The sequence below is a fragment of the Limnohabitans sp. Rim11 genome (assembly GCF_001269365.1).
Taxonomy (GTDB): Bacteria; Pseudomonadota; Gammaproteobacteria; order Burkholderiales; family Burkholderiaceae_C; genus Limnohabitans_A.
The window spans coordinates 866,290-892,419 of record NZ_CXOM01000001.1; the positions used below are offsets into that span (position 1 = coordinate 866,290).

Annotated in this window: 27 protein-coding genes; 22 read left to right on the forward strand and 5 right to left on the reverse strand. The window is 51.4% G+C overall.

Annotation, left to right across the window (positions count from 1 at the left end):
• Window positions 1–2,088 (reverse strand): flagellar biosynthesis protein FlhA, encoded by a 2,088-nt coding sequence (gene flhA, locus AMM03_RS04235; RefSeq protein ID WP_090129165.1) that lies wholly within the window; start codon window positions 2,086–2,088, stop codon window positions 1–3.
• Between the two features lie 158 nt (window positions 2,089–2,246).
• Between flhA and AMM03_RS04240 the strand changes: the two genes are divergently transcribed.
• The 6 genes from AMM03_RS04240 (at window position 2,247) to AMM03_RS04265 (ending at window position 6,870) form a co-directional block, all read left to right on the forward strand.
• A complete protein-coding gene (locus AMM03_RS04240) occupies window positions 2,247–3,305 on the forward strand; it encodes a flagellin N-terminal helical domain-containing protein (RefSeq protein WP_090129166.1) in 1,059 nt (352 codons plus the stop codon).
• A gap of 64 nt (window positions 3,306–3,369) precedes the next feature.
• The gene (locus tag AMM03_RS04245) at window positions 3,370–3,750 is read left to right on the forward strand and encodes a flagellar protein FlaG (protein ID WP_090129167.1); all 381 of its coding nucleotides are present in this window, start codon (window positions 3,370–3,372) and stop codon (window positions 3,748–3,750) included.
• Window positions 3,751–3,774: 24 nt separating this feature from the next.
• The gene (fliD, locus tag AMM03_RS04250) at window positions 3,775–5,055 is read left to right on the forward strand and encodes a flagellar filament capping protein FliD (protein WP_090129168.1); all 1,281 of its coding nucleotides are present in this window, start codon (window positions 3,775–3,777) and stop codon (window positions 5,053–5,055) included.
• 17 nt (window positions 5,056–5,072) lie between these two features.
• Complete coding sequence (gene fliS / locus AMM03_RS04255) at window positions 5,073–5,534, forward strand: flagellar export chaperone FliS (protein ID WP_090129169.1); 462 nt, start codon at window positions 5,073–5,075, stop codon at window positions 5,532–5,534.
• 45 nt (window positions 5,535–5,579) lie between these two features.
• Window positions 5,580–6,557 (forward strand): hypothetical protein, encoded by a 978-nt coding sequence (locus AMM03_RS04260; RefSeq protein WP_090129170.1) that lies wholly within the window; start codon window positions 5,580–5,582, stop codon window positions 6,555–6,557.
• On the forward strand, window positions 6,550–6,870 hold the full coding sequence (locus AMM03_RS04265) for an EscU/YscU/HrcU family type III secretion system export apparatus switch protein (protein WP_228764553.1): 321 nt from the start codon (window positions 6,550–6,552) through the stop codon (window positions 6,868–6,870). Before AMM03_RS04260 ends, AMM03_RS04265 begins: the two co-directional genes overlap by 8 nt.
• Here AMM03_RS04265 and fliE read toward each other — a convergent pair.
• Genes fliE through AMM03_RS04280 form a run of 3 tightly spaced genes read right to left on the reverse strand, consistent with a single transcriptional unit; the run spans window position 6,867 to window position 9,746 of the window.
• The gene (gene fliE / locus AMM03_RS04270; protein WP_090129171.1) at window positions 6,867–7,193 is read right to left on the reverse strand and encodes a flagellar hook-basal body complex protein FliE; all 327 of its coding nucleotides are present in this window, start codon (window positions 7,191–7,193) and stop codon (window positions 6,867–6,869) included. The genes AMM03_RS04265 and fliE overlap by 4 nt on opposite strands.
• Window positions 7,194–7,213: 20 nt before the next feature.
• Window positions 7,214–8,614 (reverse strand): sigma-54-dependent transcriptional regulator, encoded by a 1,401-nt coding sequence (locus AMM03_RS04275; RefSeq protein WP_090129172.1) that lies wholly within the window; start codon window positions 8,612–8,614, stop codon window positions 7,214–7,216.
• A gap of 13 nt (window positions 8,615–8,627) precedes the next feature.
• The gene (locus AMM03_RS04280) at window positions 8,628–9,746 is read right to left on the reverse strand and encodes a sensor histidine kinase (RefSeq protein ID WP_090129173.1); all 1,119 of its coding nucleotides are present in this window, start codon (window positions 9,744–9,746) and stop codon (window positions 8,628–8,630) included.
• A 147-nt stretch (window positions 9,747–9,893) separates the two neighbouring features.
• Here AMM03_RS04280 and fliF point away from each other — a divergent pair, with 147 nt between their 5' ends.
• The 12 genes from fliF to AMM03_RS04340 are packed head-to-tail and all read left to right on the forward strand — an operon-like array spanning window position 9,894 to window position 21,124.
• Window positions 9,894–11,756 carry a flagellar basal-body MS-ring/collar protein FliF gene (gene fliF, locus AMM03_RS04285; protein WP_090129174.1) on the forward strand — a complete coding sequence of 621 codons (1,863 nt, stop codon included), beginning with the start codon at window positions 9,894–9,896 and terminating at the stop codon, window positions 11,754–11,756.
• Entirely contained in the window at window positions 11,753–12,856 is a 1,104-nt protein-coding gene (locus AMM03_RS04290; RefSeq protein WP_090129175.1) for a flagellar motor switch protein FliG, read from the forward strand. The genes fliF and AMM03_RS04290 overlap by 4 nt, the downstream gene beginning before the upstream one ends.
• Before the next feature lie 13 nt (window positions 12,857–12,869).
• Window positions 12,870–13,583, forward strand: a complete 714-nt coding sequence (locus AMM03_RS04295) for a FliH/SctL family protein (protein ID WP_090129176.1) — start codon at window positions 12,870–12,872, stop codon at window positions 13,581–13,583.
• A 26-nt stretch (window positions 13,584–13,609) separates the two neighbouring features.
• Window positions 13,610–14,989 (forward strand): FliI/YscN family ATPase, encoded by a 1,380-nt coding sequence (locus AMM03_RS04300; protein ID WP_090129346.1) that lies wholly within the window; start codon window positions 13,610–13,612, stop codon window positions 14,987–14,989.
• The gene (locus tag AMM03_RS04305) at window positions 14,986–15,420 is read left to right on the forward strand and encodes a flagellar export protein FliJ (protein WP_090129177.1); all 435 of its coding nucleotides are present in this window, start codon (window positions 14,986–14,988) and stop codon (window positions 15,418–15,420) included. Before AMM03_RS04300 ends, AMM03_RS04305 begins: the two co-directional genes overlap by 4 nt.
• 50 nt (window positions 15,421–15,470) lie before the next feature.
• Window positions 15,471–17,402 carry a flagellar hook-length control protein FliK gene (locus AMM03_RS04310; protein ID WP_090129178.1) on the forward strand — a complete coding sequence of 644 codons (1,932 nt, stop codon included), beginning with the start codon at window positions 15,471–15,473 and terminating at the stop codon, window positions 17,400–17,402.
• A 12-nt stretch (window positions 17,403–17,414) separates the two neighbouring features.
• Entirely contained in the window at window positions 17,415–18,461 is a 1,047-nt protein-coding gene (locus AMM03_RS04315; RefSeq protein ID WP_090129179.1) for a flagellar motor switch protein FliM, read from the forward strand.
• A complete protein-coding gene (fliN, locus tag AMM03_RS04320; protein ID WP_090129180.1) occupies window positions 18,461–18,862 on the forward strand; it encodes a flagellar motor switch protein FliN in 402 nt (133 codons plus the stop codon). The genes AMM03_RS04315 and fliN overlap by 1 nt, the downstream gene beginning before the upstream one ends.
• A gap of 60 nt (window positions 18,863–18,922) precedes the next feature.
• Window positions 18,923–19,312 carry a FliO/MopB family protein gene (locus AMM03_RS04325; protein ID WP_194942759.1) on the forward strand — a complete coding sequence of 130 codons (390 nt, stop codon included), beginning with the start codon at window positions 18,923–18,925 and terminating at the stop codon, window positions 19,310–19,312.
• A complete protein-coding gene (gene fliP / locus AMM03_RS04330) occupies window positions 19,309–20,070 on the forward strand; it encodes a flagellar type III secretion system pore protein FliP (RefSeq protein ID WP_228764554.1) in 762 nt (253 codons plus the stop codon). The genes AMM03_RS04325 and fliP overlap by 4 nt, the downstream gene beginning before the upstream one ends.
• A 1-nt stretch (window position 20,071) precedes the next feature.
• Window positions 20,072–20,341 carry a flagellar biosynthetic protein FliQ gene (locus tag AMM03_RS04335; RefSeq protein ID WP_090129182.1) on the forward strand — a complete coding sequence of 90 codons (270 nt, stop codon included), beginning with the start codon at window positions 20,072–20,074 and terminating at the stop codon, window positions 20,339–20,341.
• Window positions 20,342–20,344: 3 nt separating this feature from the next.
• Complete coding sequence (locus AMM03_RS04340) at window positions 20,345–21,124, forward strand: flagellar biosynthetic protein FliR (RefSeq protein ID WP_090129183.1); 780 nt, start codon at window positions 20,345–20,347, stop codon at window positions 21,122–21,124.
• Here the strand turns inward: AMM03_RS04340 and AMM03_RS04345 are convergent.
• On the reverse strand, window positions 21,114–22,238 hold the full coding sequence (locus AMM03_RS04345) for an EscU/YscU/HrcU family type III secretion system export apparatus switch protein (protein WP_090129184.1): 1,125 nt from the start codon (window positions 22,236–22,238) through the stop codon (window positions 21,114–21,116). The genes AMM03_RS04340 and AMM03_RS04345 overlap by 11 nt on opposite strands.
• 247 nt (window positions 22,239–22,485) lie before the next feature.
• On the opposite strand from AMM03_RS04345, the gene flgB reads away from it, so the two are divergent.
• Genes flgB through AMM03_RS04365 form a run of 4 tightly spaced genes read left to right on the forward strand, consistent with a single transcriptional unit; the run spans window position 22,486 to window position 26,100 of the window.
• The gene (gene flgB / locus AMM03_RS04350) at window positions 22,486–22,902 is read left to right on the forward strand and encodes a flagellar basal body rod protein FlgB (RefSeq protein ID WP_090129185.1); all 417 of its coding nucleotides are present in this window, start codon (window positions 22,486–22,488) and stop codon (window positions 22,900–22,902) included.
• Window positions 22,899–23,303, forward strand: a complete 405-nt coding sequence (flgC, locus tag AMM03_RS04355; protein WP_090129186.1) for a flagellar basal body rod protein FlgC — start codon at window positions 22,899–22,901, stop codon at window positions 23,301–23,303. Before flgB ends, flgC begins: the two co-directional genes overlap by 4 nt.
• Window positions 23,304–23,314: 11 nt before the next feature.
• The gene (locus tag AMM03_RS04360; RefSeq protein ID WP_090129187.1) at window positions 23,315–23,992 is read left to right on the forward strand and encodes a flagellar hook assembly protein FlgD; all 678 of its coding nucleotides are present in this window, start codon (window positions 23,315–23,317) and stop codon (window positions 23,990–23,992) included.
• Between the two features lie 41 nt (window positions 23,993–24,033).
• On the forward strand, window positions 24,034–26,100 hold the full coding sequence (locus AMM03_RS04365; RefSeq protein ID WP_090129188.1) for a flagellar hook-basal body complex protein: 2,067 nt from the start codon (window positions 24,034–24,036) through the stop codon (window positions 26,098–26,100).
• Window positions 26,101–26,130 lie beyond the last annotated feature (30 nt).

Below are 26,130 nucleotides of genomic sequence, written 5' to 3' on the forward strand. Positions count from 1 at the left end.
TTAGGTGGGGCTGGCCTGAGAACAAATGAACTTTTCAAAGGTCAAATTTGTTTCCAGAGGCAATTCGGTCATGGCCAGCACGTGCGCCTGACTGCGTATTTTTTTAACAATGCGCGCAAACGTCAAGCGGGTGCGAGGATTGCACACAATCACGGGTGGCAAGTTCTTGGCTTCCATGGCGTCCACATGGGTGGAAATTTCTGTCACCAACAGGCGCATCAAAGAAGGTTCAATCACACCATCGGGTGCCACTGCAGCACCGCCAATGGCTTGCTCAATGAGGCGTTCAAACTCTGGCTGCACGCCCAACACGCGGACTTCCAAAGTGCTGCCCAAGGCCTGCTGAACAATGGTCCGACGCAGGGCTTGGCGAACCATGGGCAGAATGTCCAGCGGGTCAGGGGTCTTGGGTGCATGTTCGGCGGCCACCTCAATGATGGTGCGCAAGTCTTTCACGCTGATGCCTTCTTCTAGCAACAGCTGCAACAAGCGCTGCAACAAAGCCAATGACACCACCTTGGGAATAACGTCTTCCACCAGTTTGGGGAAGCTACCCTTGAAGTGGTCCACCAACTCTTGCGTTTCTTGACGGCCCAACAATTCATTGGCGTGGCGGTGAATCAAGGTGTCTAAGTGCGTGGCCATTACCACGGCAGGCTCCACCACCGTGTGGCCTCGGCTAATGGCCAAGTCTCTTGACTTCACATCGATCCAGGTGGCGGGCATGCCAAACGAGGGGTCGCGTACTTGCAGACCAGGCATGGGGTCCAAACCTTCAGGGGCAATGGCCAACAAGCGGTCTGGTAAACACTGACCGCGGCCCACCTCACCGCCATAGACTAAAAAACGGTAGGTTTCTGCAGGCAGTTGCAGGTTGTCTCGAATGTGCACTGAGGGCGTTAGGAAGCCCATGTCGTTGATGAACTTGCGACGAATGGCGCGAATGCGCTTGATCAAATCGCTTTCCTCGCCTTTGTCCACCATGGGAATCAGGCGGTAGGGCAGCTCTAAGCACAATGGTTCCACCACGGGCACATCCGTCCAGCCCAGCTCTTGGCGGCCAGCCTCGCTCTTGGTTTGAACCGCAGTCTCTTTGGCCGCATTGGCCGCTTTGCGTCGAATCAAATAAGCCAAGCCAATGAACAAGCCTGCAAAAATCACGAAGGTGAAATGCGGCATGCCTGGCAGCAAACCCAACAAGCCCAGCACCCCGCCCGCAATGAGCAGCGCGCTTTGGTTGCTGTTCATCTGCTTGGACAGCTGCTCAGAAAAATCGTCTTCGGTGGCTACACGAGTTACCAAAATACCCGCTGCCGTAGAAATAATCAGGGCAGGAACCTGGGCTACCAAGCCATCACCAATGGTCAGCGTGCCGTACAAAGTGATCGCTTTGCTGAAGCTCAGGTTGTGAGTAATCATCCCAATGATCAAGCCGCCCACCAGATTGATGATCAAAATCAGGATGCCGGCAATGGCATCGCCCCGCACAAATTTAGACGCACCATCCATCGAGCCAAAAAAGTCTGCCTCTTGAGCTACCTCGGCCCGGCGCTGCTTGGCCTCTTCTTGCTTAATAAGGCCAGCGTTTAGGTCAGCATCGATGGCCATTTGCTTGCCGGGCATCGAATCCAGGGCAAAACGGGCTGAAACCTCAGCCACCCGGCCCGAACCCTTGGTAATCACCACAAAGTTGATGATGGTGATCAAGATGAAAATGACCACACCCACGGTGAAATTGCCGCCAATGAGGAACTTGCCAAAAGACTCAATAACCTTACCGGCAGCGTCAGTGCCAGAGTGGCCTTCTAACAACACAATTCGGGAAGAAGCCACATTCAGCGACAAACGCATGAGCGTCGTCACCAGCAAAAGGGTGGGAAAGGACACAAAGTCCTTGAAATTTTTAATGTTCAGGGCGGCAATCAAGACCATGATGGCCATGCCGATGTTGAGCGTGAACAGCATGTCCAACAGCAGCGGTGGCAGGGGCACCAGCATCATCACAAGGATGAGCAAGACCATAACCGGCACAGCGGCCTGAGCGGCAGGCTTCAAATACTCCGTGAATTTGGACAGAAAAGTATTCATTTATGGGTGTTGATTCTATCGATATTAACAATTTATAGAGGGAAACCACAAATTCTTTTAAAAACGCTAAACGCTTTTGGATGGGGGGCCGTAAAGCTACCTGAGGGCCACTGGAAAAGCAGCCCCCGAATAACTTCCAAACTCATTAGGAGCATTTCATGCCAGCTGTTTTAAATACCAATGTTGCCTCTTTGTGGGCCTCTAAGAATCTTTTGGGTGCACAAAGCAAGATGGCCGACTCAGTCGAGCGCTTGTCTTCTGGTTTGCGCATTAACCGTGCGCGTGATGATGCTGCTGGTTTGGGTATCGCTACCACTTTGACAAATCAAATTAATGGCGCGAATCAAGGTGCACGTAATTTAAATGACGGTATATCAATGGTTCAAACTGCTGAAGGTGCTATTGCAGCCGCGGCAGAAATGGGGCAAAGGATTCTTACCCTCGCCACACAGGGCGCCAATAGTACTTACGGTCCGGCAGAAAGAAGTGCATTGAAGGCTGAGATGCAGCAGCTAATCGTGTCCATTAATTCGATCACAAATCGCACAACATTTTCAACAAATTCATTGCTCAATGAGTCTGCTACAGCCACCGGAATTAAATTCACAATTCAAATAAGTAACACGTCAACTGATGTAGTTAATTTGGATGCAGCAGCATTTAGGAACGTGGGAACTGCATCTACCTTTACCTACACAGCGTTAACAGCTGATACTGATGTAAGTGGTCTTGCTGATGGAAATTACACCAGATATGTTGACGTTGGTGGTGTAAAGGTTGCAAAAACTTTGAATGTGAATGGATCAGATTATTTGTTGGATGGTTTAGCTTTTGATAAAGCAAATTATGCGACTCTTTACACTCAATCAGTAGGTGCTGGTGCCGCTGGATCAGCAGCTGCTCTGAGTACAGCCATCAACAGTGCAGACAACACTGCTACTTTTCAAGCTGTTCAAACCGCCGCATCTACTTACGTGACTGCACTATCAACTCAGCGCAGTTTGCTTGGTGCATATCAAAATCAATTGGAATATACAGTTAGTAACGTAACTGCACTATCTGCAAATCTATCAGCAGCTAAGAGTCGTGTAATTGACACTGATTACGCAGCAGAGACGGCCAACTTGACAAAAGGTCAAATTCTGCAGCAGGCAGCGACGGCGATGTTGGCACAAGCCAACCAAATGCCTAACGTCATTTTGACACTTTTGAAGTAATATCTCGGTATGACTTGTTCGTGGCCTTCGGGCTGCGAACAGGGTTTCCTCACGGAGTGAAGCCATGGAACCGGTACAGAAAGTAAGCGCTAATGCTGCAGCCCTTCCGGCAATGCAGATGCCCACCGAACCGGCCCCCAATCAAAATGCGGAGGCTGTGTCTAAGGTCGCCAGTGTGCCTGTTCAACCTAAAGCCAGCATTCATGAGTATGGTCAGGATGTGAAACAGGTTGCTGAAGCTGCCATGGCCGACATTCAGCACTTTATTTCTTCTCAGCAGCGTTCAGTGCGCGTTTCGAAGGACGAAGCCTCAGGTTACATGGTTGTACAACTTGTAGACCCCAGCTCGGGTGAAGTTATTCGCACGCTACCCTCGGAAGAACTGCTTCGCATAGCCCGTACATTTGAAATGCTGGGCAGCGTAATGGTGAATCAAAGAGCGTAACAGCTCTGTCAATACTGAACCCAAATGGCTGTAAATTCCTCAACTAGTGCAACTGGCAGTTCTCTGGATGTTGCCAGCATTGTTAGCCAGCTCATGCAGGTGGAGAGCAAGCCACTGACGGTACTTGACAATAAAATTAGCAAGTCAACAGTCAAGATCAGCGCCTTAGGACAATTGAAGGGGCAGCTTTCATCTCTGCAAGCTGCCATCAATGATCTTCAAACACCCAGTAATTTTTCTGCAAATGCAGCCACGTTCAGTACCAACGGAATTGCCACTGCAGAACTGACCAATGCTGCTGTGGCTGGCAGTTATCAGATTGAAGTTTCAAATTTGGCTTTGCCTTCAATTTGGCATGTGTCTAATTTCACTTCTGAAATTGATGCTTTGGATTGGTTTCAGAACACCGCGCCAGCTGAAGTTCGCACAAAAGCAGACGCCACCGTTTTTAAAGCAGATGCCACGCACTATGCCTTGTCTTTGAAAGCCAAGTCTACGGGTGTCGATGCAGGGTTCGACAGCAGTTTGGCTGTGGCCGGCAATGTTTATCAAGACCAAGCCGCACAAAATTCAACTTTCAAGCTCAATGGCATTGAGTTTGTTCGAGGCTCCAACACGGTAGCGGATGTGCTGACGGGTGTCACTTTGAACCTGACCGCTAAAACTACGGCACCCATAAACCTGACGGTTGCGCAAGCTGCTTCCACCGCACGACCTAAAGTGGAGGCGTTGGTAAAGGCCTATAACGATTTACTTGGTTTTTACAAAGCACAAACCCAGTCGAGTACCGATGCAGCTTCGCGTGGTGTTTTGAACAGTGACTTTGCTGTTGGCAGCATGATGCGCCAATTGTTGAATGGCCTAATGATGCCGCTTAAAGGCATTGCCGGGGCTTCTCTGACTGGCGCTAGCGATTTGTCGACTTTGGGCGTCAAGCTTCAAGACAATGGCCAGTTGGCGGTTGACGATACACTTTTCACAAAGGCTTCAACCACTTTGCAAGCCAGGTTGGCTGCCGGTCTTGTGATTGGATATGACGCAACCACTTCAAAAGACTTGTCCACGCGAATTACTGAGATGTACACCAGTGGTGGTGTATTGCAAGATCGAATTGACAATGAACAAAATGTTCAAAAAGAATTGAACACGCGTAAAACTGAACTTCAGGAAAAACTTGTAACTGTTCAAGCCAGATATACAGCGCAGTACGCAGCACTAGATGCATTACTTTTTAAACTAAACAGCACCAGCACTTCACTTAAAAGTGCACTCGATGGCCTAACCGCCTCTCAGAAAAACAATTGAAGTACCAAGGTATCACCATGACCATGCGTTCTCATCGTGCCTATGCGGCCACACAACGTGAAACTTCCGTCTCTTCAGCCAGACCCATTGACTTGGTGGTGATGGTTTACGAACGCTTGTTGGACCATTTACGCAGTGCGCAATTGCAAATGGCCGAAGGTGCAGATTCGTCTGATTCACTTACCAAAGCCGTCGACCTGATCACTACTGGTTTAGATGCTTGCCTTGACAAAGCACAAGGCGGCGAAATTGCAGAGAACTTGGCCGTGATTTATGACTGGGCCAATCGCGAGATCATGCTGGCGCGTCTTCGCCGCGATCCAATCATGCTGCAAGGTGTCATCAATGCATTGCAACCCTTGGCAGAGGCATGGCGTGAACATGCCGGACTCACCAATGATCTCTTCGAAGCGGCCAATCAGCCCATGGGCATGGCTGGCGTTGAAGCTCGATCAGTGGGTTCTGCCATGGCAGCCTAAGGGGAACTTTCCCTGAAGGGTTGAGCTTTTTCAGTTGCTTGGCCCATGTTCATTCCTGCTCAAACCCCAGACCTTCATCTGCCCCTGACGCAGTTGTTAGAGGCCAAGCCTGTGACGCCTGTTACAGCAGTGCCGGGTATTCCTGAAGACGCACAGCACTTAGACAGTCGCGTTGCATTGCAATGGACGCAGCCTGTGTTGCAAGGTGATCCATCTCATGCTTCTAGAAATTCCTTAGCTGCAACATCCAATCCCGAGCCAGTCAAGGTGTTGGCCCTGACAGGTTTTGAGCCGCAAGGCCCAGACCCGGATGCTTTGCGAAAAGGTGAAGTGCATCCTTTAATGACTCGGGGCTTGGCGTCTTGGTTGGCTTTTGTATTGAGCAAGCCTGCGCGCATTCAACGCATCACCCCAGATGCAGCACCATCGCCATCGGACGACGTCATGCCTGCATTGCTCAGCATCTATCAGCAAATTGCCAGCAGTGACATGTTTGCCGCGCAACGTTTAAGTGAAGCTTGGTTGCCGAACAAACAAAAAACGCAAGTTCACGATTCTGTTGGCTTGCTGAAAGAGTTCAAGGCAATAGCGCAGCCCACGTCAGAAAACACCACGGTCCAACTCAGCAAATGGGTAGCAGCGTTAGAGCCAGACAATGACAACGCGCAACAAGCCGCGCACATGCTGACGCAAGGTCAGATGATGTGGCAAGCCGATTTGGCACCAGGCATTACCATGCGCATGGTGCGTGAAGATGCTTGGCGCAATGCAGCCAACAAGCCAGCACAATTGGAAAAAGGCGCCCTGTTGAAAGTTGAAGTCGAGCTTCCCAATTTGGGCCGGATTCGCATTACGGGCTCTCAATGGGGTGAAGATTTGTCACTTCAAATTGCCCATGCAAGCGAAGCGCAAGGCCATTGGACAAATCATGTACCGTCCCTTTTGCAAGACCTGAAAGCCAGTGGTATTTCAGATGTCCGTTTGGAAACTTTCCCGAATGATTCCGAGGTGCCCAATGGCTAGCGCACCACCTGACACCGTCATGCAAGCAGTGGCTTTGGGTTACAAACCCGGCATGCCTGCACCGCGCGTGCTGGCGCAAGGCAAAGGCGAATTGGCACAAGCCATTTTGGACAGAGCGAAAGCTTTGGGCATACCTACTCGCACGGAGCCTAGCCTGGTGGCCTTCCTGATGGAGCTAGAACTCAACGCGTGGGTGCCGCCAGAACTGTTTGCAGCTGTGGCGCAAGTGCTGGCGTGGGCTTATGAGATGGATGGCAAGTTGATCGATGCTGACATGCAGCAGCTGAAAGCGGAAGTCCGAGACTCAGCTTAAACCTGCAGGTTGGTGACTTCTTTGTACGCATCGACCAAGCGGTTGCGCACGGCAATCATGGTCTGGAAAGAAAGGTTAGCTTTTTGCAAGGACACCATGACTTCTTCAAGGGTCATGTTGCTTTCGCCTGTGGAGAAGGTTTGCACTTTGGCTTGTGCCACGTTTTGCGCTTCGTTCACAGACAAGACGGCTTTTTTGAGGACGTCTTGGAAATCGGGTTCGCCTGCGGCGGGAAGTGCAGACGTGGCGTTCAGCTGGCCCGCAGCCATATCGGCCATGACTTTCATCTGGCTTGATAAGGATTCGAGTGAGTTGGTCGACATGTTTTGGATCTTAATTCAATTTATTCAAAAAGAAAACCAGCTTCTTTGTAGGCCTTGAGCTTGTATCGCAATGCTCGTTCAGACAATCCCAGAATGTTCACGGCTTCCTTGCGGTTGCCCCCCACTTGTTTGAGAACCTTCAAAATGTGTTCTCTTTCAATGGAGTCCATGTCTTGGGCACCCGAAGCGGTGCTTTCTTGGTCTGAAACGTATGCAAGAGCTGTGCCATCGAGGGCCGTTGATTGCGCTGAGACCGCCGTTGGGGTGGGCACTTGGCTGCCATGCAACTCAATGTCGGCTGGTTCAATCATTTCGCCATCGCTCAAAAGCAGGGCGCGCTGAATGGCGTTTTCCAATTCGCGCACGTTGCCTGGCCAAGGGTAGTTAACCAGGTCATTTTGGCTGGCAGGCGATAGCTGAAGGCCTTGGCGTCCCATGGTTCGGCCGTAGCGAACCAAGAAATGTTCGGCCAAAGGCAAGATGTCATTCTTGCGCTCGCGAAGGGGCGGAATTCGAATGGGAAAGACCGCCAAACGGAAGTACAAATCTTCGCGAAACTTGCCGTCTTTCACTCTCTGTTGCAGGTCTTGGTTGGTCGCGGCCACGATGCGCACATCGCAGTGAATGGAGCGCAAGGAACCCAGTCGTTCAACCACCTGATCTTGTAAAACACGCAGCAGTTTGGCCTGCAATTCGAGGGGCATCTCCCCAATTTCGTCCAAGAAAAGGGTGCCGCCGTTGGCTTGTTCAAACTTGCCTGGCTGGGCTTTAGCAGCCCCCGTGAAGGCGCCTTTTTCATAACCAAACAGGGTAGATTCGAGCAGGTTTTCTGGAATGGCTGCGCAGTTAATGGCCACGTAGGGCTTGTTACGGCGCTCGGAAAGCTGGTGAATTTGTTTGGCAAAAACATCTTTGCCAACGCCTGATTCACCGGTCAAAAGTACTGTGGCGCCGGTACCTGCCACACGTTCACAGCGGTTCTTAACGGCAAGAATTGCCGGGTCGGCTGCAATGATTTCCGCATCCAACCCTGTTTTTGCCGGCTTGGGGCTGGGGTTGTGCCGAGCAATCACCTCTAAAAGTTGCTGCGGCATGAAGGGCTTGATCAAGAAATCTCTGGCGCCGCCCTTCAAAGCTTGAACTGCCAGTTGCGTATCGGCATAGGCCGTCATGACCACCACTGGCAGTTGAGGATGGCGTTCGCGGGCCTGGGCCAGCAGTTGCAAGCCGTTCATGCCTGGCAACCTGAAGTCAGTCACCAGCATTTGTTCGGTTTCGGGATCGATGGCGGGCAGGGCATCTTCTGCGCATTCAAAGGCGCGATGTTCTACACCGCCCAAGCGCAATGTGACGCTGATGGCTTCGCGCAAATCGGTATCGTCTTCAACCAGGAGAATTTGGAACGGTGTGATGGAGGACATGGGTTGCGACTGATTAGAGGTTGGCCATGCTCGGCAATGCGACGGTAAAGAGGGCGCCGCCCTCGGCTTTGTTTTGAACATTGATTTCGCCGCGATGGCTGCGAATGGCGTTTTGAGCAATGGCCAAACCCAGACCGGTGCCCGTCACGCGGTTGGTGGCAAAGGGTTCGAACAGGCGCGGCAGCATGTCGGAAGCAATACCGGGGCCATTGTCTTCAATGGTGAGTATGCCGCGCAAATGGTCAGTCTGTGTGCGCACATGGATGGTCTGCCCATCACTGGAATGTTGAATGGCATTTTCCAAAATGGCCACCAAGGCTGAGACCACGGAGGGTCGCTCTACGCTGACCAAGCAATCGGCGGCGTTCAGCTCGGCTTGAATAACGATCTTTTTGGATTGGCTCAAACCTTCAAGGGTTTGCATGGCTTCTTGCACCAGTTCATCCAGAGCAATGATCTGTGTTTTTTGCGGTCTGGCGCGCACGAACTGCAGCATTTCACCGGCCATTTTTTCCAAATGCACCAGTTGATTTTGAAGCTTCTGCGCAAAGTTCACGCGGTCTTCGGTGCCCAAATCTGGCGTGCACAAATGCGAGGAATAGAGCAGGGCGGTCGACAAGGGGGTGCGAAGTTGGTGGGCAATGCCCGCCGACATTTTGCCCATGGCCGCAAGGCGATCCACGCGTTCGCTTTCTTCCAGGGTGCGCAAGTTGGCCGTGATGTCTTGAATTTGAATCACACTTCGCTGGCCATCTTGTACGCGCTGCGCTTGCAAGGTGCGTGTACCCGAGGGGGTGTTGAGGTGGTACTCGTCAGGGCCATTGCCCGGCCGCCAACTGGAAGGTGTCTGCCATGGGGTGCCTGTTTGCAGGCCGTTGATCAGGAGGGCAGCTGCTTGATTGAAATGGCTGATGTGGTCGTTTTCAATCAGAACCACCGCTGCTGGCAAGGCGTTGAGCAAGACGGTTAGGCGGTCGTTGGCTTGAACCAAGTCGGCGCTGAGGTCCTCCACTTTGCGGCTGAGGGCGGCGTACTGTTGCTCCAAAGCCTGTGAGGCTTCGACAAACAATTCAAATGCCCCAGCAAGTTCACTGGCTTTGGCCGGCTGCTCTATTTCTGGGGTTTCTGACATTTAAGTGTTTGTTGTTAATTTCCCAACGATTATTGGTAATAACGGTAAGAATACAAGCAAGCTATCATAAAATACATATTGAATAAATGTATCAAGTGACGGAAATTTACTTGGTACCCTTTTTGAATTTCAAGAGAGGCTCAGTACTTGGACGCTCCCAAAGATCTCCCTTTAGATCGTGATGCAGTCGTGTTGTCCATGGGTAACTCAGGTACCACTGCCACTTCTGCTGCGCCATCTTCTCCTTTGGACACGCTGACACAGCGTTTTCAAGCCCTCACCACCAATCAACGTTTGCTCATGGGCGCTGGCGTCCTGGGCTTGGTGTTGGCGTTGGGCGTTGGCTTCTCGTCTGTCAAAAGCAATCAAGACTATCGTGTTCTTTTCACCAATGTGAACGACGGTGATGGCGCCGCCATTGTGGCGTCATTGCAGCAAATGAACGTGCCGTATCAGTTCACTGAGGGTGGTGCGGCCATCATGGTGCCGCAAGCGATGGTGTACGAAACGCGCTTGAAGCTAGCGGGTCAAGGTTTGCCAAAGGCTGGCAATGTTGGTTTTGAATTGCTGGAAAACCAAAAGTTTGGCACCAGCCAATTTGTGGAGCGAGTGAACTATTTGCGTGGCTTGGAAGGTGAGCTGGCGCGCAGTGTGAGTTCCATGGGTCAAGTGAAGTCGGCTCGTGTGCACTTGGCGGTCCCAAAGCCTTCCGCCTTTGTGCGTGAGCAAGAGCGTCCAACGGCTTCGGTTATTTTGACTTTGCATCCCGGCCGTGTTTTAGATCCTGCACAAATTGCGGCTGTTTCTAGATTGGTCAGTTCTGCCGTGCCTGGCATGAAGGTGCAAGACGTCGCCATCATGGACACAGAAGGTGGTGTGTTGGGCTCCAACGCCAATCGTTTGGCAGGGTTGGATGCATCGCAACTGAAGTACACCGCTGAAATTGAAGCGGCACTTGCCAGTCGTTTGTCTTCGATCTTGGAGCCCTTGGCGGGCAAAGATGGTTTCCGTGCGCAAGTGACGGTCGATGTTGACTTCGACGAGCGTGAACGCACATCAGAGACTTATGGCAAAAACTCTCCACCCAATCCACAGGCTATACGAAGCCAGCAGTCGATTGATGCAGGTGGTAACAAAAATGGTGCAGGTGGTATTCCTGGGTCATTAACCAATCAACCACCACAACCGCCTGAAGCGCCCATCGTCAACCAAGTGCAGACACAAGCAGATGGCAGCCCCCGCAACTTGCGTGCGCCTGGCACTGTTGAAACGGGTGTGGCAGTCTCGGAAGATTCAAACTATCGCAAAGAACAGACGGTCAACTATGAAGTAGACCGCGCCATTGAAAAACTCAAGTCGAGCAAAGGCAAATTGGTCCGCGTCTCTGCTGCGGTTGTGTTGGACAACAAATATGAAAAGGGCGCAGCGCCAACAGCAGGCCGCAAGCTGGCCTACACACCTGATGAAATTCAGAAGATCAACAGCCTGGTGAAAGATGCCATTGGCTACGTTCAAGCCAGAGGCGATACGGTCAGTGTGATGAACTTGCCTTTCTCAGAGGAGCCCGTTGTGCCGCCTTCCATCGTGAATCCAGATCTTGTCTCACAACTGGTGAGGTATGGCGCCATTGCGTTGGCTGTGTTGTTTGCTTATTTTGCAATTTTGCGCCCACTGTTGTGGCCGAAACCACCCGCACCTGTTGAGCCTGAATTCAAAGAGCCTGCAATGCCAGAGATCAGTGAAATTGATCGCTTGCGTGAAGAGATCCAGATGCAAGAAGAAACATGGGCTGTTCAACAAGAAGCTAAGAAAGCCAGAGAAGAACGCGTTGAGCGAGAAATCCAAGAACTGACTGAGCGCATGCGTGAAAAAGAGATTGCCAGCAAAGCCAAGATTGATGAGCTGGTCAATTACGCGATTTCGTATGCCAAGGATCAGCCTGAAGAAGCTGCGTTGCTGCTTCGCGCTTGGACATCAGAGCCGCAATCAGGACAGCAGGAGCTTTCATGAACACCACGGCTACAAATTACAGCCCCAACATCTTGGGCGGCGCCTTGCGCAAGGGGTTGCAAAAGCCTGACGCAGGCAGCGCTGGCATCAATTCACTCGACGGCCCTTCACGTGCCGCCATTGTGCTGATGGCCATGGGTCCGGAGGTGGCGAGCGATTTGATCAAATCTTTTTCGCCAGCCGAAGCGCAAAAAGTTTCATCTTTATTGGCAACAGTGCGCAGTTTAGACCGCGATGTGATGATCGATGTTCTTGAAAATTTCAAGAACGTTACGGAGCATCGCAAGCAAGTGCCGTTTGATCCGAAGGCCTTTGTTTCTGCGCTTGTGAAGAAGTTTTCAGGTGAAGTGCCTAACCTGTGGCCAATGCCACAGAGTTCAAATCCGTTGGCTCAAAACGTACCAGCCCTCGACTTGATCAGCAATGTGACGCCTGACCAATTGCACTTCCATTTGAAGGAAGAACATCCTCAGGTGGTTGCAACTTTGTTGTCGCTTATTCCATCAGAGCTGTCTGCTGCTGTACTGGAAAAATTTGACGAACAAATGCGTGATGAATTGGTGTTGCGTGTTGCCTTGTTGGATCAAGTCGACCCAACAGCCTTGATTGAGTTGAATGACATGTTAGAGCGCACCATTGGTGTTGATTCAGTGTCTCATATGGGCGGTATTGGCGGGGCTGCACCAGCAGCTGAGATTTTGAGTTTGTTTTCAGGTGGCATTGAGAAGAAAACACTTGAGAGTATTCGCGTGCATTCGCCCAAGTTGGCAGACCAAATCGCAGCACGCATCTTTAAATTTGATGACTTCTTGCACATTGCACCGCAGTCTTTGCAACGTGTTTTGGCGGAAGTTACCAACGACGTTTTGCTAATTGCCTTGAAAGGCGCGAGCCCAACCGTGCGTGACTTTATGTTGTCCAATGTGACCAAGAGCAAGGCTGACCGTTTGCGCTTCGAAATGGACGGGTTGCCGCCTGTTCGAGTTCAAGAAGTTGAATCGAAGCAACGCGAAGTCGTGCAGTTGGCGCGCAGTTTGCAAGAAAATAGATTGGTTTCACTGGACCTTGTGGGTGCTGATGCATCAACAGGTATGGTCTAAGCATTAACTTGTGATGGACCGCTGGACCCCGCCTTCATTTGACGCTGAACCAGCCCCTCAAGCTGCCAGCGTGAAAGTTTCGGCGGCCTCCATGCCAGTTTCGGGCGTTACCCTGCCCACCATTGACGAAATTCAAGACATTCGCGCCAAGGCCTATCAAGAAGCCTTTACCCGGGGCCTGCAAGAAGGCATGGTAGAAGGACGTCAACAAGCCGCCGCATTGGGAAGAGAAGAGGGCTTTGAGAAAGGCCGAGAAGAGGGTTTTCAAACGGGTTATCAGCAAGGCTATCAAAGCGGTGCGCAAGACATTGAGCAATTGGGTCAATCTTTGAAGCAAGTCTTGCAAAGACTGGCTGGTTTGCCGGATTCATTTCAAACAGCCTTGCCTGAGTGGGTTTACGAAACTGCCTTGCGTTTGGCTGGCAAAGAACAAATGGACCGATCTGTGTTTGTGGCTGCTGTGCAAGAAGCTTTGTTGCGATTGCCACGACCTGGCCAAAGCTTGACAGTGGGTGTACCCGCTGCTGAATTGGACGCCTGGGAAAAATTATTGCAAGACCCCGACATGCCCTTTACGGCATTGGTCAGGGCAGATCCTGAACTCAGCGCAGGCTATGCCTATGTTCAAGTGGAGGGTACGCGTTTGGACGTGGGCAGTCGTGCACGTGAAGCCCTGGTTCGCAGTGCGCTTGGCCTGTTGCCTCATTCTGCGCCTGGTCAAGTTTGATCAGTTTGAACATCACAGGCCCCGCAGTGAGCACCGTTGATTTAGATGAGTTTGTTCAGTCGCAGCGTGCCAAGCTGGCGCAGTTACCTTTGTCTGTGCGCGAAGGTTGTGTGAAACGCGTTTCAGGCTTGATGATTGAAGTGGAGGGCTTGCCACTTCCTATCGGCTCCCACGCATGTGTTGAGAACAGTCGACAAAACATGTGGATCGATGCCGAGTGCATTGGCTTTGAAGGCAATACCACTTACCTCATGGCATTTGATCAGGTGAATGGACTTTCACCGGGTGCTGTGGTGTATCCACTGCTCACACCGCAAAGAGGCCCACAGGGTTACCAAATGCGCCAGGGCATCGCCTCCTTACCCATCGGTCCTCAGCTGTTAGGTCGCGTGGTCGATGGCTTAGGTCGCCCACTGGATGGTTTGGGCGGCGCCACTTGGACCGACGTCCTCACACGGCCTGCATCGCCCAACCCTCTGAAACGTGCACCGATTCATGAACCATTGGATACGGGCGTCAGGGCCATCAATGCAATGCTGACGGTTGGCCGCGGGCAGCGGCTCGGCTTGTTTGCAGGTTCTGGTGTGGGTAAAAGTGTTTTGTTGTCGATGCTGACACGCAATTGTGTGGCCGATGTGATTGTGATTGCCTTGGTGGGGGAACGCAGTCGCGAAGTGCGCGAGTTTTGTGACGACCAATTGGACGAGACCTCGCGTGCACGCGCTGTGGTGGTGGCATCGCCCGCAGATACATCGCCATTGGCACGCGCCAAAGGTGCTGAATACGCCACCGATGTGGCCACATGGTTTCGCGACCAAGGCAAGCATGTGGTTTTGATCGTCGATTCCCTCACGCGCTATGCCATGGCCCAACGTGAAATTGGACTGAGCTTAGGCGAAGCACCCGTCGCGAGGGGCTATCCTGCCAGCGTTTTTGGTCGACTGCCTGCCTTGGTAGAGAGGGTGGGTAACGGTGAAAAGGACGAGGGCTCCTTAACGGCTTTTTACACCGTGCTGCTAGAGGGTGATGATGTTCATGACCCCGTCGCGGATGCTGCGCGCGGAGTTTTAGACGGGCATATCTTTTTGTCGCGCGAGCTGGCCGATGCCGGTCATTACCCGGCCATTGATATTGAGAAATCTATTTCAAGGGTGATGCCCAAAGTGGCAAGCCCCGAACATGTCCTGGCTGCGCGACGCATTAAGCAGTTGATCAGTCGGCATGCGCAAAGCCGTGACATGGTGGCCATGGGCGCTTACATGGCGGGCTCAGACCCAGACCTGGACGCAGCCCTGAAGCTTTGGTCGCACATTCGAACATTTTTGCAGCAAGACTCTCACATGGTGGCCGACATAGACGGCAGCATTGAGGCACTGTCGACCCTTGCGAGGGCCTCGCAGCTATGAGTGGTCGCGTCTTTCAAGTCTTGCAGCAGATGCTCAAAATGCGCAAGGACAGGTCGGTGGCCAAGTCAAAAATGGTCAAGGCTGAATTGGACCGTGTGAGCAGCTTCAACGCGCAAATTGAGTCGTATGCCAATGAGTACGAGTCGCAGTGGATGAACACTGCGCAGAAGGGCGATACCGTGTTGCACCTTCAAACACAGGCCAGTTTTGGGCAGAAGCTACGTGCCACCGCAGCCTCTCAAGTGCCTGAAATTCAGAATCTCCAGGCTCAAACCAAAGAGGCAATGACCAAGGCGCAACAAGACGCTGAGCGACTGAAGACTTTTGAGAGCTACATGGCCAATCGGCAACGGCTGAAGCAAAAGGCTTTGGATCAGCAGGACGAGAAGACCTTAGAAGACGTTTTACAGGCGCGGCATCGATCTTCGTGAAGGGTGGCATCTAATTTGCATGACATGGTTACATTTTGGGAAATTCAACCATGGCAATTATTGTTACCAACCCATCAACCGTTCAATTTTCAGGCGCCGTCTCTGACGCGCAAGATCCTGCTGCAAACCCAATAGACACGGGCTTTACAGAGGAGCTGGCCAATGCCATGCAGCCTGTGACTTCGGTTGCGGAAGGCGGTCAAAGCGGACCTCAAATGGACGCAGATCCCGCTGATGAAAAATTGCTAGACCTGCAAATTTTGCCGGCCGATGTGTTGCTAAACGCCGTGGGGGATGCAAATTTTGCCCTTGCTGCACAAGGACTGAAGGCAGAGACCACTCAGCAGGTTCCGTTAGACCAACCCGCAGATCTGAAACTCGCCGACCCTAATTTAGCGGCCGACATGGCAGCCGCTGCACTGGCGGCGCAGATGGCGGGTGCAGCCTTGCCAGTGGCTGTGACTTCACAACAAGTCGCTTCAAACAACGCGAAAGATCTTGCTGTAGACGCTGTTGCCCAAGCTGGCGCGTTGGCATCCAATGTCTCACTTCAATCCAATGATGCAGCCACTGGCGCTGTGCCGCAGGCATTGATCGACGCAACAGGCGCAGACCAATCCGCCAACCCAGTATTGACCAGCCAGGTCCAGAGCACGCAGACTGCTGTGACTAGCGATTTGAGCCAGGCCTTGCCTCATGTTAAAGAAGACCTTGGCGCCAGTGTTCAAACCATTTCGGCCAGCGCTTTGTCAATGGACGGTAACGCACAGTCTGATGTTCAGTCTGTAACCACGACCACGATCCAACAATTGACCAAGGCCGAAGTAACAGGGCCTGGCCCCGAAGCAGCGGCTTTGGTGAGTGTGCCTAACAACAACTCTCAAACTGCGACGCAAGCTGTTGCTGTATTGGCATCCCAAGCTCAGCCGGTAGCGGCGACATCCAATGAAGCCGATCCAACGAACATCCATGCTACCGATGCGTCACTCTCGAATGTGAAAGCGCAAGTTTCGGATGGGGCAATGGTCAGCTCGGAAATCACTGCAGAGGCAATTACCTCGCAAAGCTTGAATCCTAATATGCCTGTTCAATCGATATTCGCGCAAACGTCAGTCAGCACACCGGTGAATGCGCAATTGACAGGGGTTGAAGTTGCTCAGCAAAGCCAATCTGTTGCCGTCACAGCCAAGCTGCAAACTGTTGAAGACGCTGCGAATTTGGCAACCGACAACCTGGATGTTGCTGATGCAGACAAGCCAGTTGTCGTTCAAAAGTCAGCCAGCAGTGTTGAAGAATCTGCCTTAAAGTTCGATGCCAAATTGGGTGGCGATCAAGATCTTGACGCGGCAAGCATCAACGCAGCGCAGCAGGCGCTTGACTTGCAAGCGCAGGCAGCAGAGTTGCCTCGCGCCAACAGAGATGTCGTTCAATCAGTTGCAAAAAGCTTTGAAGAGGTGTCTTCCACTTTTGTCAGCAGCTTGGTAGGCGGTGCGCAACGCCCCGTCACGACAGTGATGGACTGGGTTGCCTTGAAGACGCAAGAAACTCCACGGCCTGTCATGCCACATGAAGTTCGTCTGGATTCGGGGGCTGTTCAGGTGGAAATTCAGCGCATGGTCAAACAAGGTGGCGGTCATGTAGTGATGGAATTAACGCCGCCTGACCAAAGCAAGTTCACCATCGAATTAAAGTTAGATGACAAGGGAGGCGCTTATTTGCGAGTTGAAGGTGTCAGCGACTCAACGAAGACACGTTTGGAGCAAAGTGCGCCGCAGCTTCAAGAACAATTTCAGCAAATGGGCTTGAACTTGCAACTGGACATGCGTCAAAATCAGGAATCTGCTTCGCAGGTTTTCGACAACCCATCCAATGACGCTGGTTTTGACAATCAGCTTCCAGAAACCTTGGTTGACTCCGCGCGACCTCAAAATGCTGGTAGATCACGGCCAAACAATGGCAATCAAATCTATTTGTACGCTTAAGACTGCCCCAACATGAATTCATCATCAACCCCTGTGCATTTCCCCTTTGCCAAAGACGCGTTTGTGGGAATTGACTGGAATCGCGAACAGGTCGAGTCATTGCACATGCATTTTTTGGCGCAATGGCGCCAATCTTTGTCGGCTTTGGTTCCCGCAGTTGTGCAAATCCAAATTGGCGATATTGAACTGAAAAGCTATCAGCAATACCTGAAAGATGTGCCGACCCAAGCTGATATTCAGGTTTTTGAAATCGAAGCCATGCAATCGCTTTGTGCTTGGAGCTTTGACAGTCGCTGGGTTGCTACAGCAGTTGATTGCATTTTCGGGGGTGCTGGTCGCATTCCTGTGCGGGATTTACCGCGCCGAGTCACCCACATTGAATTGGGTGTGCGTCAACGTTTGATGGAGTCGCTGGCCACTGCCTATGAATCTGCATGGCAAGCGATGTATCCCATTCGCATGAAGCCCTTGCGCCAAGAGCAGCAGATGTCAGCTCTGCGCCTTGCAGCCATGCAAGACGCTGTTTTGCATGCCCAATTTCACATCACATTCAACAGCGTTCAGTTGAACGTCAATTTGTGCATGCCACGGCGCGCCCTGGAATGTTTGAGTCCTGACGAAACACAAAATGAAAGTTCAGCCACGCAGTCTGTGGCTTGGAGTCGAAGTTTGCAGCATCAATTGCATTCCACCATGGTTGATGCAGTTGCTGTACTGTGTGAAAAAGAATTAACGGTGGCGCAGCTTTTATCGCTGTCCATTGGTCAGGTGTTGCCGATCGAGTTGTCAGAACCAGTGCGTCTGATGGCAGATGGTGTGAGCATTCTGAACGGCCGATACGGTGTTCGCAACGGTCACTACGCACTCAAAGTAGAGCACATCAATGAACAGCACAATTACCACGAAGCGACAGAGAACAACGCTGCCCATGTGATGGCTGACGATCTGCAGACTGCGCATCCTGTTTTGCCAGAGCAAGCCCAGGCTGATTTGAGTTCAGCTGCAGCAGCCTTGAACCAACTGTCCGATCAAATTCAAAAAAATGAGGGAGCCCAATAATGGACGGTCTTTCTAACTTGGGCGGTAACACCCCAGCTGACGACCTCACCCGTTGGCTCAAAAACGCACCTGCCACAGGAACGGTACAAAAAGCCACTTTTGAGAATTTAGAATCCACCGAATCGGCGGAATCTGGCGTTCGAGACGTGGGCATGATCATGGACCTGCCGGTCAAAGTCATGGTTGAGCTTGGCAGAACCAAGATGTCCATTGGCGAACTCTTGGCTCTGCACAAAGGCTCGGTCATTGAGCTTAATGTCCATGCGGGAGATCCACTAGATTTGGTGGTCAATGGATGCTTGATTGCCCAGGGAGAAGTCGTTATCGTGAATGATCGTTATGGTATCCGTCTGACTGATATCATTTCACCTTCGGAACGATTACGAAAAACCAGTCGGTAACCTATGAAATTTCATGCACGCACCCTAGTTGGAACTTTTTTTGGAATTTTCATTTGGAGCGTGCAGGCCCAGACAGCTGCACCGTTCAGCAGTGCAGCTCAGGCGCCGGCCAGTTCATCTTCCGTCTGGGGCGGTGCCTGGTTAGGCTTGGTTACCTTGTCGATGTTGGTGGTGCTGGTGGCAGTGGTGGTGTGGCTCTATCGCAGGGGCACTCAAGGAACAGCTACAGGCGGACAGATTCAACTGTTGGCAGCTTTCCCAGTCGGCCCCAGAGAGCGCTTGCTGGTGGTCCGAATGGGCGATCGAATTTTGGCTCTGGGTCACACGCCCAGTCAAATCACTTACCTCACAGAATTAGAAAGCTTTGAGCCCACCTTGGGCAACGGTGCCTTGCCCGCTGGCTTCGCAGGCCAATTGCAAGCGCTGCTTTCTGGAAAGACCGGCGCATGAACTTCCAAAAATTCATGGGCACGGGTTGGCTGAAGGCCTTGTTGGCACTGACCTTATTGGCTTTGGGAGGGGTTGCCATGGCGCAAAACTTACCCTTGGTCACTGCAACTTCCTCCAAAGCAGGCACGGTCTACGCCGTTCCAGTACAAACCCTTCTGGCCCTCACCGCACTGTCTTTCTTGCCTGCTGCGTTGATGTTGATGACCAGCTTCATTCGCATTTTGATTGTGTTCTCCATGCTGCGCCAAGCTTTGGGTTTACAAAGCATGCCGCCAAATCTGGTGTTGGTGGGCTTGGCGGTTTTCTTAACCTTGTTTGTTATGAACCCCGTGCTCATGGCCATGTACAACGATGCTTATTTGCCCTTGTCTGCAGGCAAGATTGGGTTTGAGGAAGCCGTCGCCATTGGCTCTGAACCTTTGAAGCAATTCATGCTGTCGCAGACCAACAAAGACGATCTCAATTTGTTTGTGCGCTTGTGGGGGCAGCCCATTCAAACGCGCGCTGATGTGCCCATGACCTTATTGATCCCTGCATTTGCGGTGTCAGAAATCAAAACAGGCTTCTTGTTTGGCTTCTTGATTTACTTGCCTTTCTTGGCCATTGACTTTGCAGTGGCCAGTATCCTCACATCGCTGGGCATGGTCATGGTGTCGCCCATGATGTTCTCTTTGCCGCTGAAGTTGGTGGTGTTTGCATTGGCCGATGGTTGGTCATTACTGGCAGCTTCTTTGGTCAACAGTTTCAAGGTGACCTGACATGGACTCAGGCCTCGTCATTGAAGTGACCTTCAAAGCGCTGTGGATGGCGTTTGTTTTAAGTGGACCTGTCCTCATTGCACTCTTGGTCGTCGGCTTAATCATTGGTATTTTGCAAGCCGCCACCTCCGTGAATGAAAGCTCTGTCGCCTTCATTCCTAAATTACTAGTAATTGCTGTGGTCCTCTTGGTCGCTGGGCCCGTCAGCTTGGCACTGTTTGTGGATTACCTGCGCGAGGTAATCATGGAATTGCCCGACATCTTGCGTTAAGCCATGTTGCCCATTAGTCCAGATTGGATGACGCAGACGGTCACTGTCTGGATGCTCATCTCTGTGCGTTTGTTGGGTTGCTTTTTGGCGATGCCGCTATTTGCATTCCGGGCGGCCCCTTTGCGCTTGCGTGTTTTGTTGGCCTTGGTGTTGGCTTTTTCCTTGCTGCCATTGGTTCAAAAAAACTTGCCCAATTTGGCCGACTTTCCACCAGGCTATTCACTTGTTTTCATTGAGCTTGCCATTGGACTGGCATCCGGTTGGATCATTCGTGTGGGGTTGACGGCCGTGGACATGTTGGCCGATGTGTTGTCGCAGCAATCCGGCTTGAGCTTTGCGGCCACCCTGCAGCACGACCCCAATTTGGCATCTGGCTTGGTGGGTGAGTTGTTGGGCATGCTGACTCTGGCATTGGCCTTTTCTCTCAATGTGCACTTGGTCATGCTGGAAGTGTTGATACAAAGCTTCTTGGTGCTGCCTTTGGGAACTTGGCCTGAAGCTTGGCATTTTGGATCGGTGTTGGTCTTGTTTCAAGAAGCTTTTGCACTGGGCCTGATCTTGGCCTTGCCCGCTATCGTCATTTATTTCTTATTCAACATGACACAGGCTGTGTTGGCCCGGGTGAGTCCACAGATGAATTTGTTCTCTGTGGGTTTTGCCATCATGATTCCCGTAGCATTTCTGGTGCTAACGTTGCTGCTGCCTTCGTTTGGCGATTTGGTTCAACGCGCTTTGGAATCACCGTTTGAATTGATTCGCGCCGGCTTACTGGTCAAACCTTAGGCGCTATCTCTGGTAGAGCGCCAATCTCGGGCAAGGGCAGTTCGCTAGCGCCAGTCGCTTGCTTTAACTCGTAGGCCCAAGCCAAGACCTTGGCCACTGCTTCAAACAAGGCCGCAGGAATGGGTTCTCCTACTTTCAAATGACGGTGCAACATTCGGGCGAGCGGCGGAATGCGCGCAATGGGCACTTGATGTTCTCGCGCCAAGGTTTGAATGACAAGAGCCACTTCATCCACACCCTTGGCCACCACAATGGGTGCCCGCATTTTTTCAGGATCGTAGCGAAGTGCCACAGAGTAGTGGTCTGGGTTGGCGAGCACCACGTCTGCTTTCTCCAAGGCGGACATCATCCTGGAAGTTGCAATTTGACGCTGGCGTTGCCGCATGCGGTTGCGCAATTCAGGTGAGCCTTCGCTTTCCTTCATTTCTTGCTTCATTTCCTCTGGGCTCATCTTCATGCGCTTTTGGAAATTGAACCATTGAATGACCACATCCACGCCAGCCACGATCACAATGGGCATGAGCAACAGCAACAAACCGGTTTCAATCAAACCAACACTGTTATGAAGAGCTTGCTTGATGTCTTGATGGGCTAGAGCGCTGAGGCTGTTGAACAGGCTCATGACATACATCACGCCCACGCCAAAAATCACTGTCACTTTGAGGATATTTTTAAATACCTCAGTGAGTGTCTGGGTCGAAAAAATTCTGCCGAAACCCGCTATGGGATCAAGTCGGCCAGGATTCATCTTGAACGCCCAGACAGGCCTGAACTTCACCAGTGCCAAAGGTGCAAGCGATGTGACAAACCAGAGCGGCACAATGATGGCCAAGACCCATAAGAAACTTTGGGTCAATGGGCCCATGGCCCAAGCCAGCAAATGATCTTGCCAGTCGTCGCTCTTGTCAAAGGTTAAACCAGCTTTGACCAGCGCCACCAAGCCATTCATCAAAGCGCCACCGGCACTTAAAAGAAAGGCGGTGAACAACACCAGCACGATGAGGGTGGTGAGATCACGAGATTGTGCAAATTGACCTTCTTCACGCGCGCGTTCTATCCGCCGCTCTGTAGGGTCTAATTGTTTTTCTTCGCTGGTGTCTGAAGATTCAGCCAAATCTAAGCAAGTCCTTCGTTGTGTTCAAAGCCGAGAGAGGCCTTATTGCCCGAGATCTGCCCGGCATAAATTTCCAAGTGGCCACAGACCGCGCCTGCAAATTTTGCCGCGAAAACAGCCTCTCCTTGAAATTTCGGTCATTTGTACCACTTAATTGGCCCTAAACGGGCTTTTGCGGGGGTTTTGAGGGTTGGCACGGGGTTTGCGAAGGTATCTCCAAACAACTTTTGTAGAACCGGAATTTAAAGTGAACACCGTTCCTCGTTTTGACCCGCTAGCCTTTGGTGAGACTGCACTCAAGTTGCGCAGCTTTCGCCATGAAGTGTTGAGCTCAAACTTGGTGAATGCAGACACGCCCAACTACAAAGCTCGCGATATTGATTTTCCATCTGTTCTAGAAGCACGCTTGAAGGGTCAATTGGACCCAACGTCTTTGGGGCTGGACTTAACCCACCAAGCGCACATTGCGGTGCCTGTTCGTGTGGGTGGTCCTCACAAAATGTTTCGTGTACCCGTTCAGCCGTCAGTCGATGGCAACACCGTTGATCCAGATATTGAGCGTGGACACTTTGTGAAGAACTCGATGCTCACTGAAAGTGCCTTGAGTTTCTTGGGCTCTACATTGCGGACGCGTTTGTCTGCCATTACAGGACAACCCTCATGAGCTTGATGGGCACTTTTGATGTAGGTACAACGGGCTTGGTCGCGCAGTCTTTGCGCTTGAACCTGATTGCCTCCAATGTGGCCAATGCAGAAACGGCGGTCAGTGCAGATGGCCAGCCCTATCGTGCACGCCATGCTGTGTTCCAAGCTGAACCCCGCAATGGTCATGCAGGGCAGGGCGTCAAAGTTGCGCGTATTGTCGAGAGTGACGCAGCACCCCGCATGGAATATCGCCCAGGCCACCCGTTGGCCAATGCGCAAGGTTATGTGGTCATGCCCAACGTGAACCCCGCAGAACAAATGGTGGACATGGTGTCTGCCTCGCGTGCTTATCAATTCAACGTCGAAATGATGAACACCACCAAACAGTTGTTACTCAAGACGCTTGATCTTGGCAAATAAAGGAAATTTCAATGTCTACCAGCATTAGCGACATTCCAGTCTATGACCCAAGTAAAGCGCCAGTTGCTTCAACCAGCAACGGCACTTCGGCGAAAGACTTGTCACAAAACTTTTTGAAGATGCTAACTGTGCAACTTCAAAATCAAGATCCATTGAATCCAATGGACAACGCCTCGATGACAGCGCAGTTGGCGTCTTTGAATCAAGTAGATGGCATTAACAAGCTCAACACATCGATCAATTCTTTGGTTGCGCAAATGCAATCTGCCAACTTTATGAATTTGGCCTCTAGCGTTGGTAAAACTGCATTGGCTTCGGGTTCAAAAGCTTACTACGCAGGCAACCCCATCAGCATGGCTGCCAAGTTGGACAACTCCGCCACTTCCCTTAAGGCGGTCATCCGTGACGTCAACGGCCAAGTGGTGAATCATTTTGATTTTGGTGCAACAGCCTCTGGCATCACAGATTTCATCTGGGACGGTGCTAACGACGAAGGTCAGCAAGTTGCGCAAGGCATGTACACCTTGGAACTGACGGCAACCGATTCCGAAGGTAAAGAAACATACCCCGCTTCCTATGTGGGTGCCATGGTGGCCAGCATAGGACAAGAAGGCGCTGACCTGCAAGTCGGTTTGAGCGATGGTCGTCGTATTTTGTCTTCCGAAATTCTCAAATGGCTTGCCATTTGAATTACCCAACATCTAACTAATTTTTACCTGAGGACCCTGAAATGAGCAATTACACCGTGGCACTCTCCGGCTTGCAAAATACTTCGCTTGCCATCGACACCGTCAGTAACAACATTGCCAACGCCAACACCGTTGGTTACAAGGCTGGTGAGTATGTTTTTGCCGATCAATTTGTGAAGGCCATTAACCCAGCTGACCAAGCGCGCGTTGGCATGGGAACACAGTCATTGGGCGTACGCCGTCCTATGCTGCAGGGCACGATTACCAACTCTGCCAATCCATTGGACTTGGCCATCAGTGGTAAAGGCATGTTCCGTTTGTTGCAAGGCTCTGGTGGCGCAGGCAGCGTTGATCCCTCAGCTGTGTATTACTCACGCAATGGTCAATTTAACATTGACAAAGAAGGTTACATCGTCAATGAAAATGGCATGTATCTGACGGGTTACCAGCCTTCATTGGATGGCAACTCTGTGACCGATGACCTGATTAAAAACAATGGTTTGCTGCGCATGCCTAACAGCAATTTGCCTGGTAATGAAACCACCACGTCGCACATTGCCGCCTTGTTAGATTCCAAAGCGCAAGCTTTCACGACCACTGCCAACGTAGCCTTTGATCCTACGCAGGCAACTTACAACAACAAAACCTCGCAAACTGTTTTCGACAACGAAGGCAACTCACACACCCTAGAGGTCTACTATCGTCGCGTTTCTGATGGTTCTTTGACCATTGAATCTAAAGCTGACGGCTCTGGCTACACCTACAGCCCAGGCCCATCTTCTTCGCCCAATACATTGGGCGCAACCTTGGTGACTTTGAACAAAGAGTCATTGCTCCGAGTAGATTCTCCAGCCATGGCAGCCGCCATGAGCAATGTCACGGTCAGCGGCCAAACTTCTTTCACACTTTCATCTGCACCTAATTTGGCTGGAACGAATGTTTCAGTGGCAGGTAAGAAAATTTTCATCAACGGCGTAGATTCTGGCGCTGTTGTGGGTGCTCATACAGCAGGCGGAACCACCATCAACGTGGCTAATGCTGGAACTATCTCGGTGCCCAATGGTGCAGCCGTTACTTTTTATGATCCAGATTTAACAGCTACAGCCAATAGTGCACCAACTGCGGCAACAACTTTGACATTGAGCACTGTCGCGGACATGAAGCTTGGTGACAAGATTTACCTGGGTTCACCAGCAGTTGATTCGGGCGCAACCATTATTGCCATCAATGGTTCAGTTGTGACCCTTTCACAAGCTGTTACCAGCACCAGCACAGCGGTGACAGTCAAACATGCCCTCAACATGACCTTGATCACACCAGACGGCACAGAAATTACCGTACAAGGTGCTACCAACCGAAAGAGTTCTGGCGAAAACTTGACCACCACCATGGCGCGTGTTGAGGTCTATTCTTCTTTGGACAATAAATTTTACGATTATCAAGACGCCAGTTCTACATCAAGCCGTCACCTGACACCCGACACGCAAGGTATCAATGGTGGCTATAAAGCGGTTTCATTGTTGAACTTTATTGGTGGTCGAAACATTGACTCCCTTGTAACAGATCCTTTGTCTGGTAACCCTACGTTTACAACCACAACCAAGCTTTCAACCCGAGTTACCAATCAAGCAGGTGGCAGTTCAGATTTGGTCATAGATTTGGATCTGTCGGACACAACTTTACAAGCTGGCGCCTTCCAAATTACGCACAGCCGACAAAATGGCGAACCTTTGGCGCGTCTTACGAACGTCACAGTCGATAACCAAGGCCGTATCGTAGGTGTTTACGGCACGGGCAAGCAGCAATTTGTAGGTCAGGTTGCACTGGTTCATTTCGAAAATTCGGAAGGTTTGATTCCAGTTGGTAAAAATGCATTTGCGGCCTCAGTTGATTCTGGTACTGAGCATTCAGCGGATGGTGTTGTTGTCGGCCGTGCTGGCACTGGCATCTTTGGCGACGTCAAGGGACAAGCGCTTGAATCTTCTAATGTGGATTTGGCCAATGAACTGGTTCGTTTGATGGTCTTGCAACGCTCGTACAGCGCTAACTCACAAAGCATGAAAGCTTTTGACCAAACGCTGCGCGACACTTTGCAGATGGTCAGCTAAGCCATTCTCTGATTTGAACGGCACTGAACC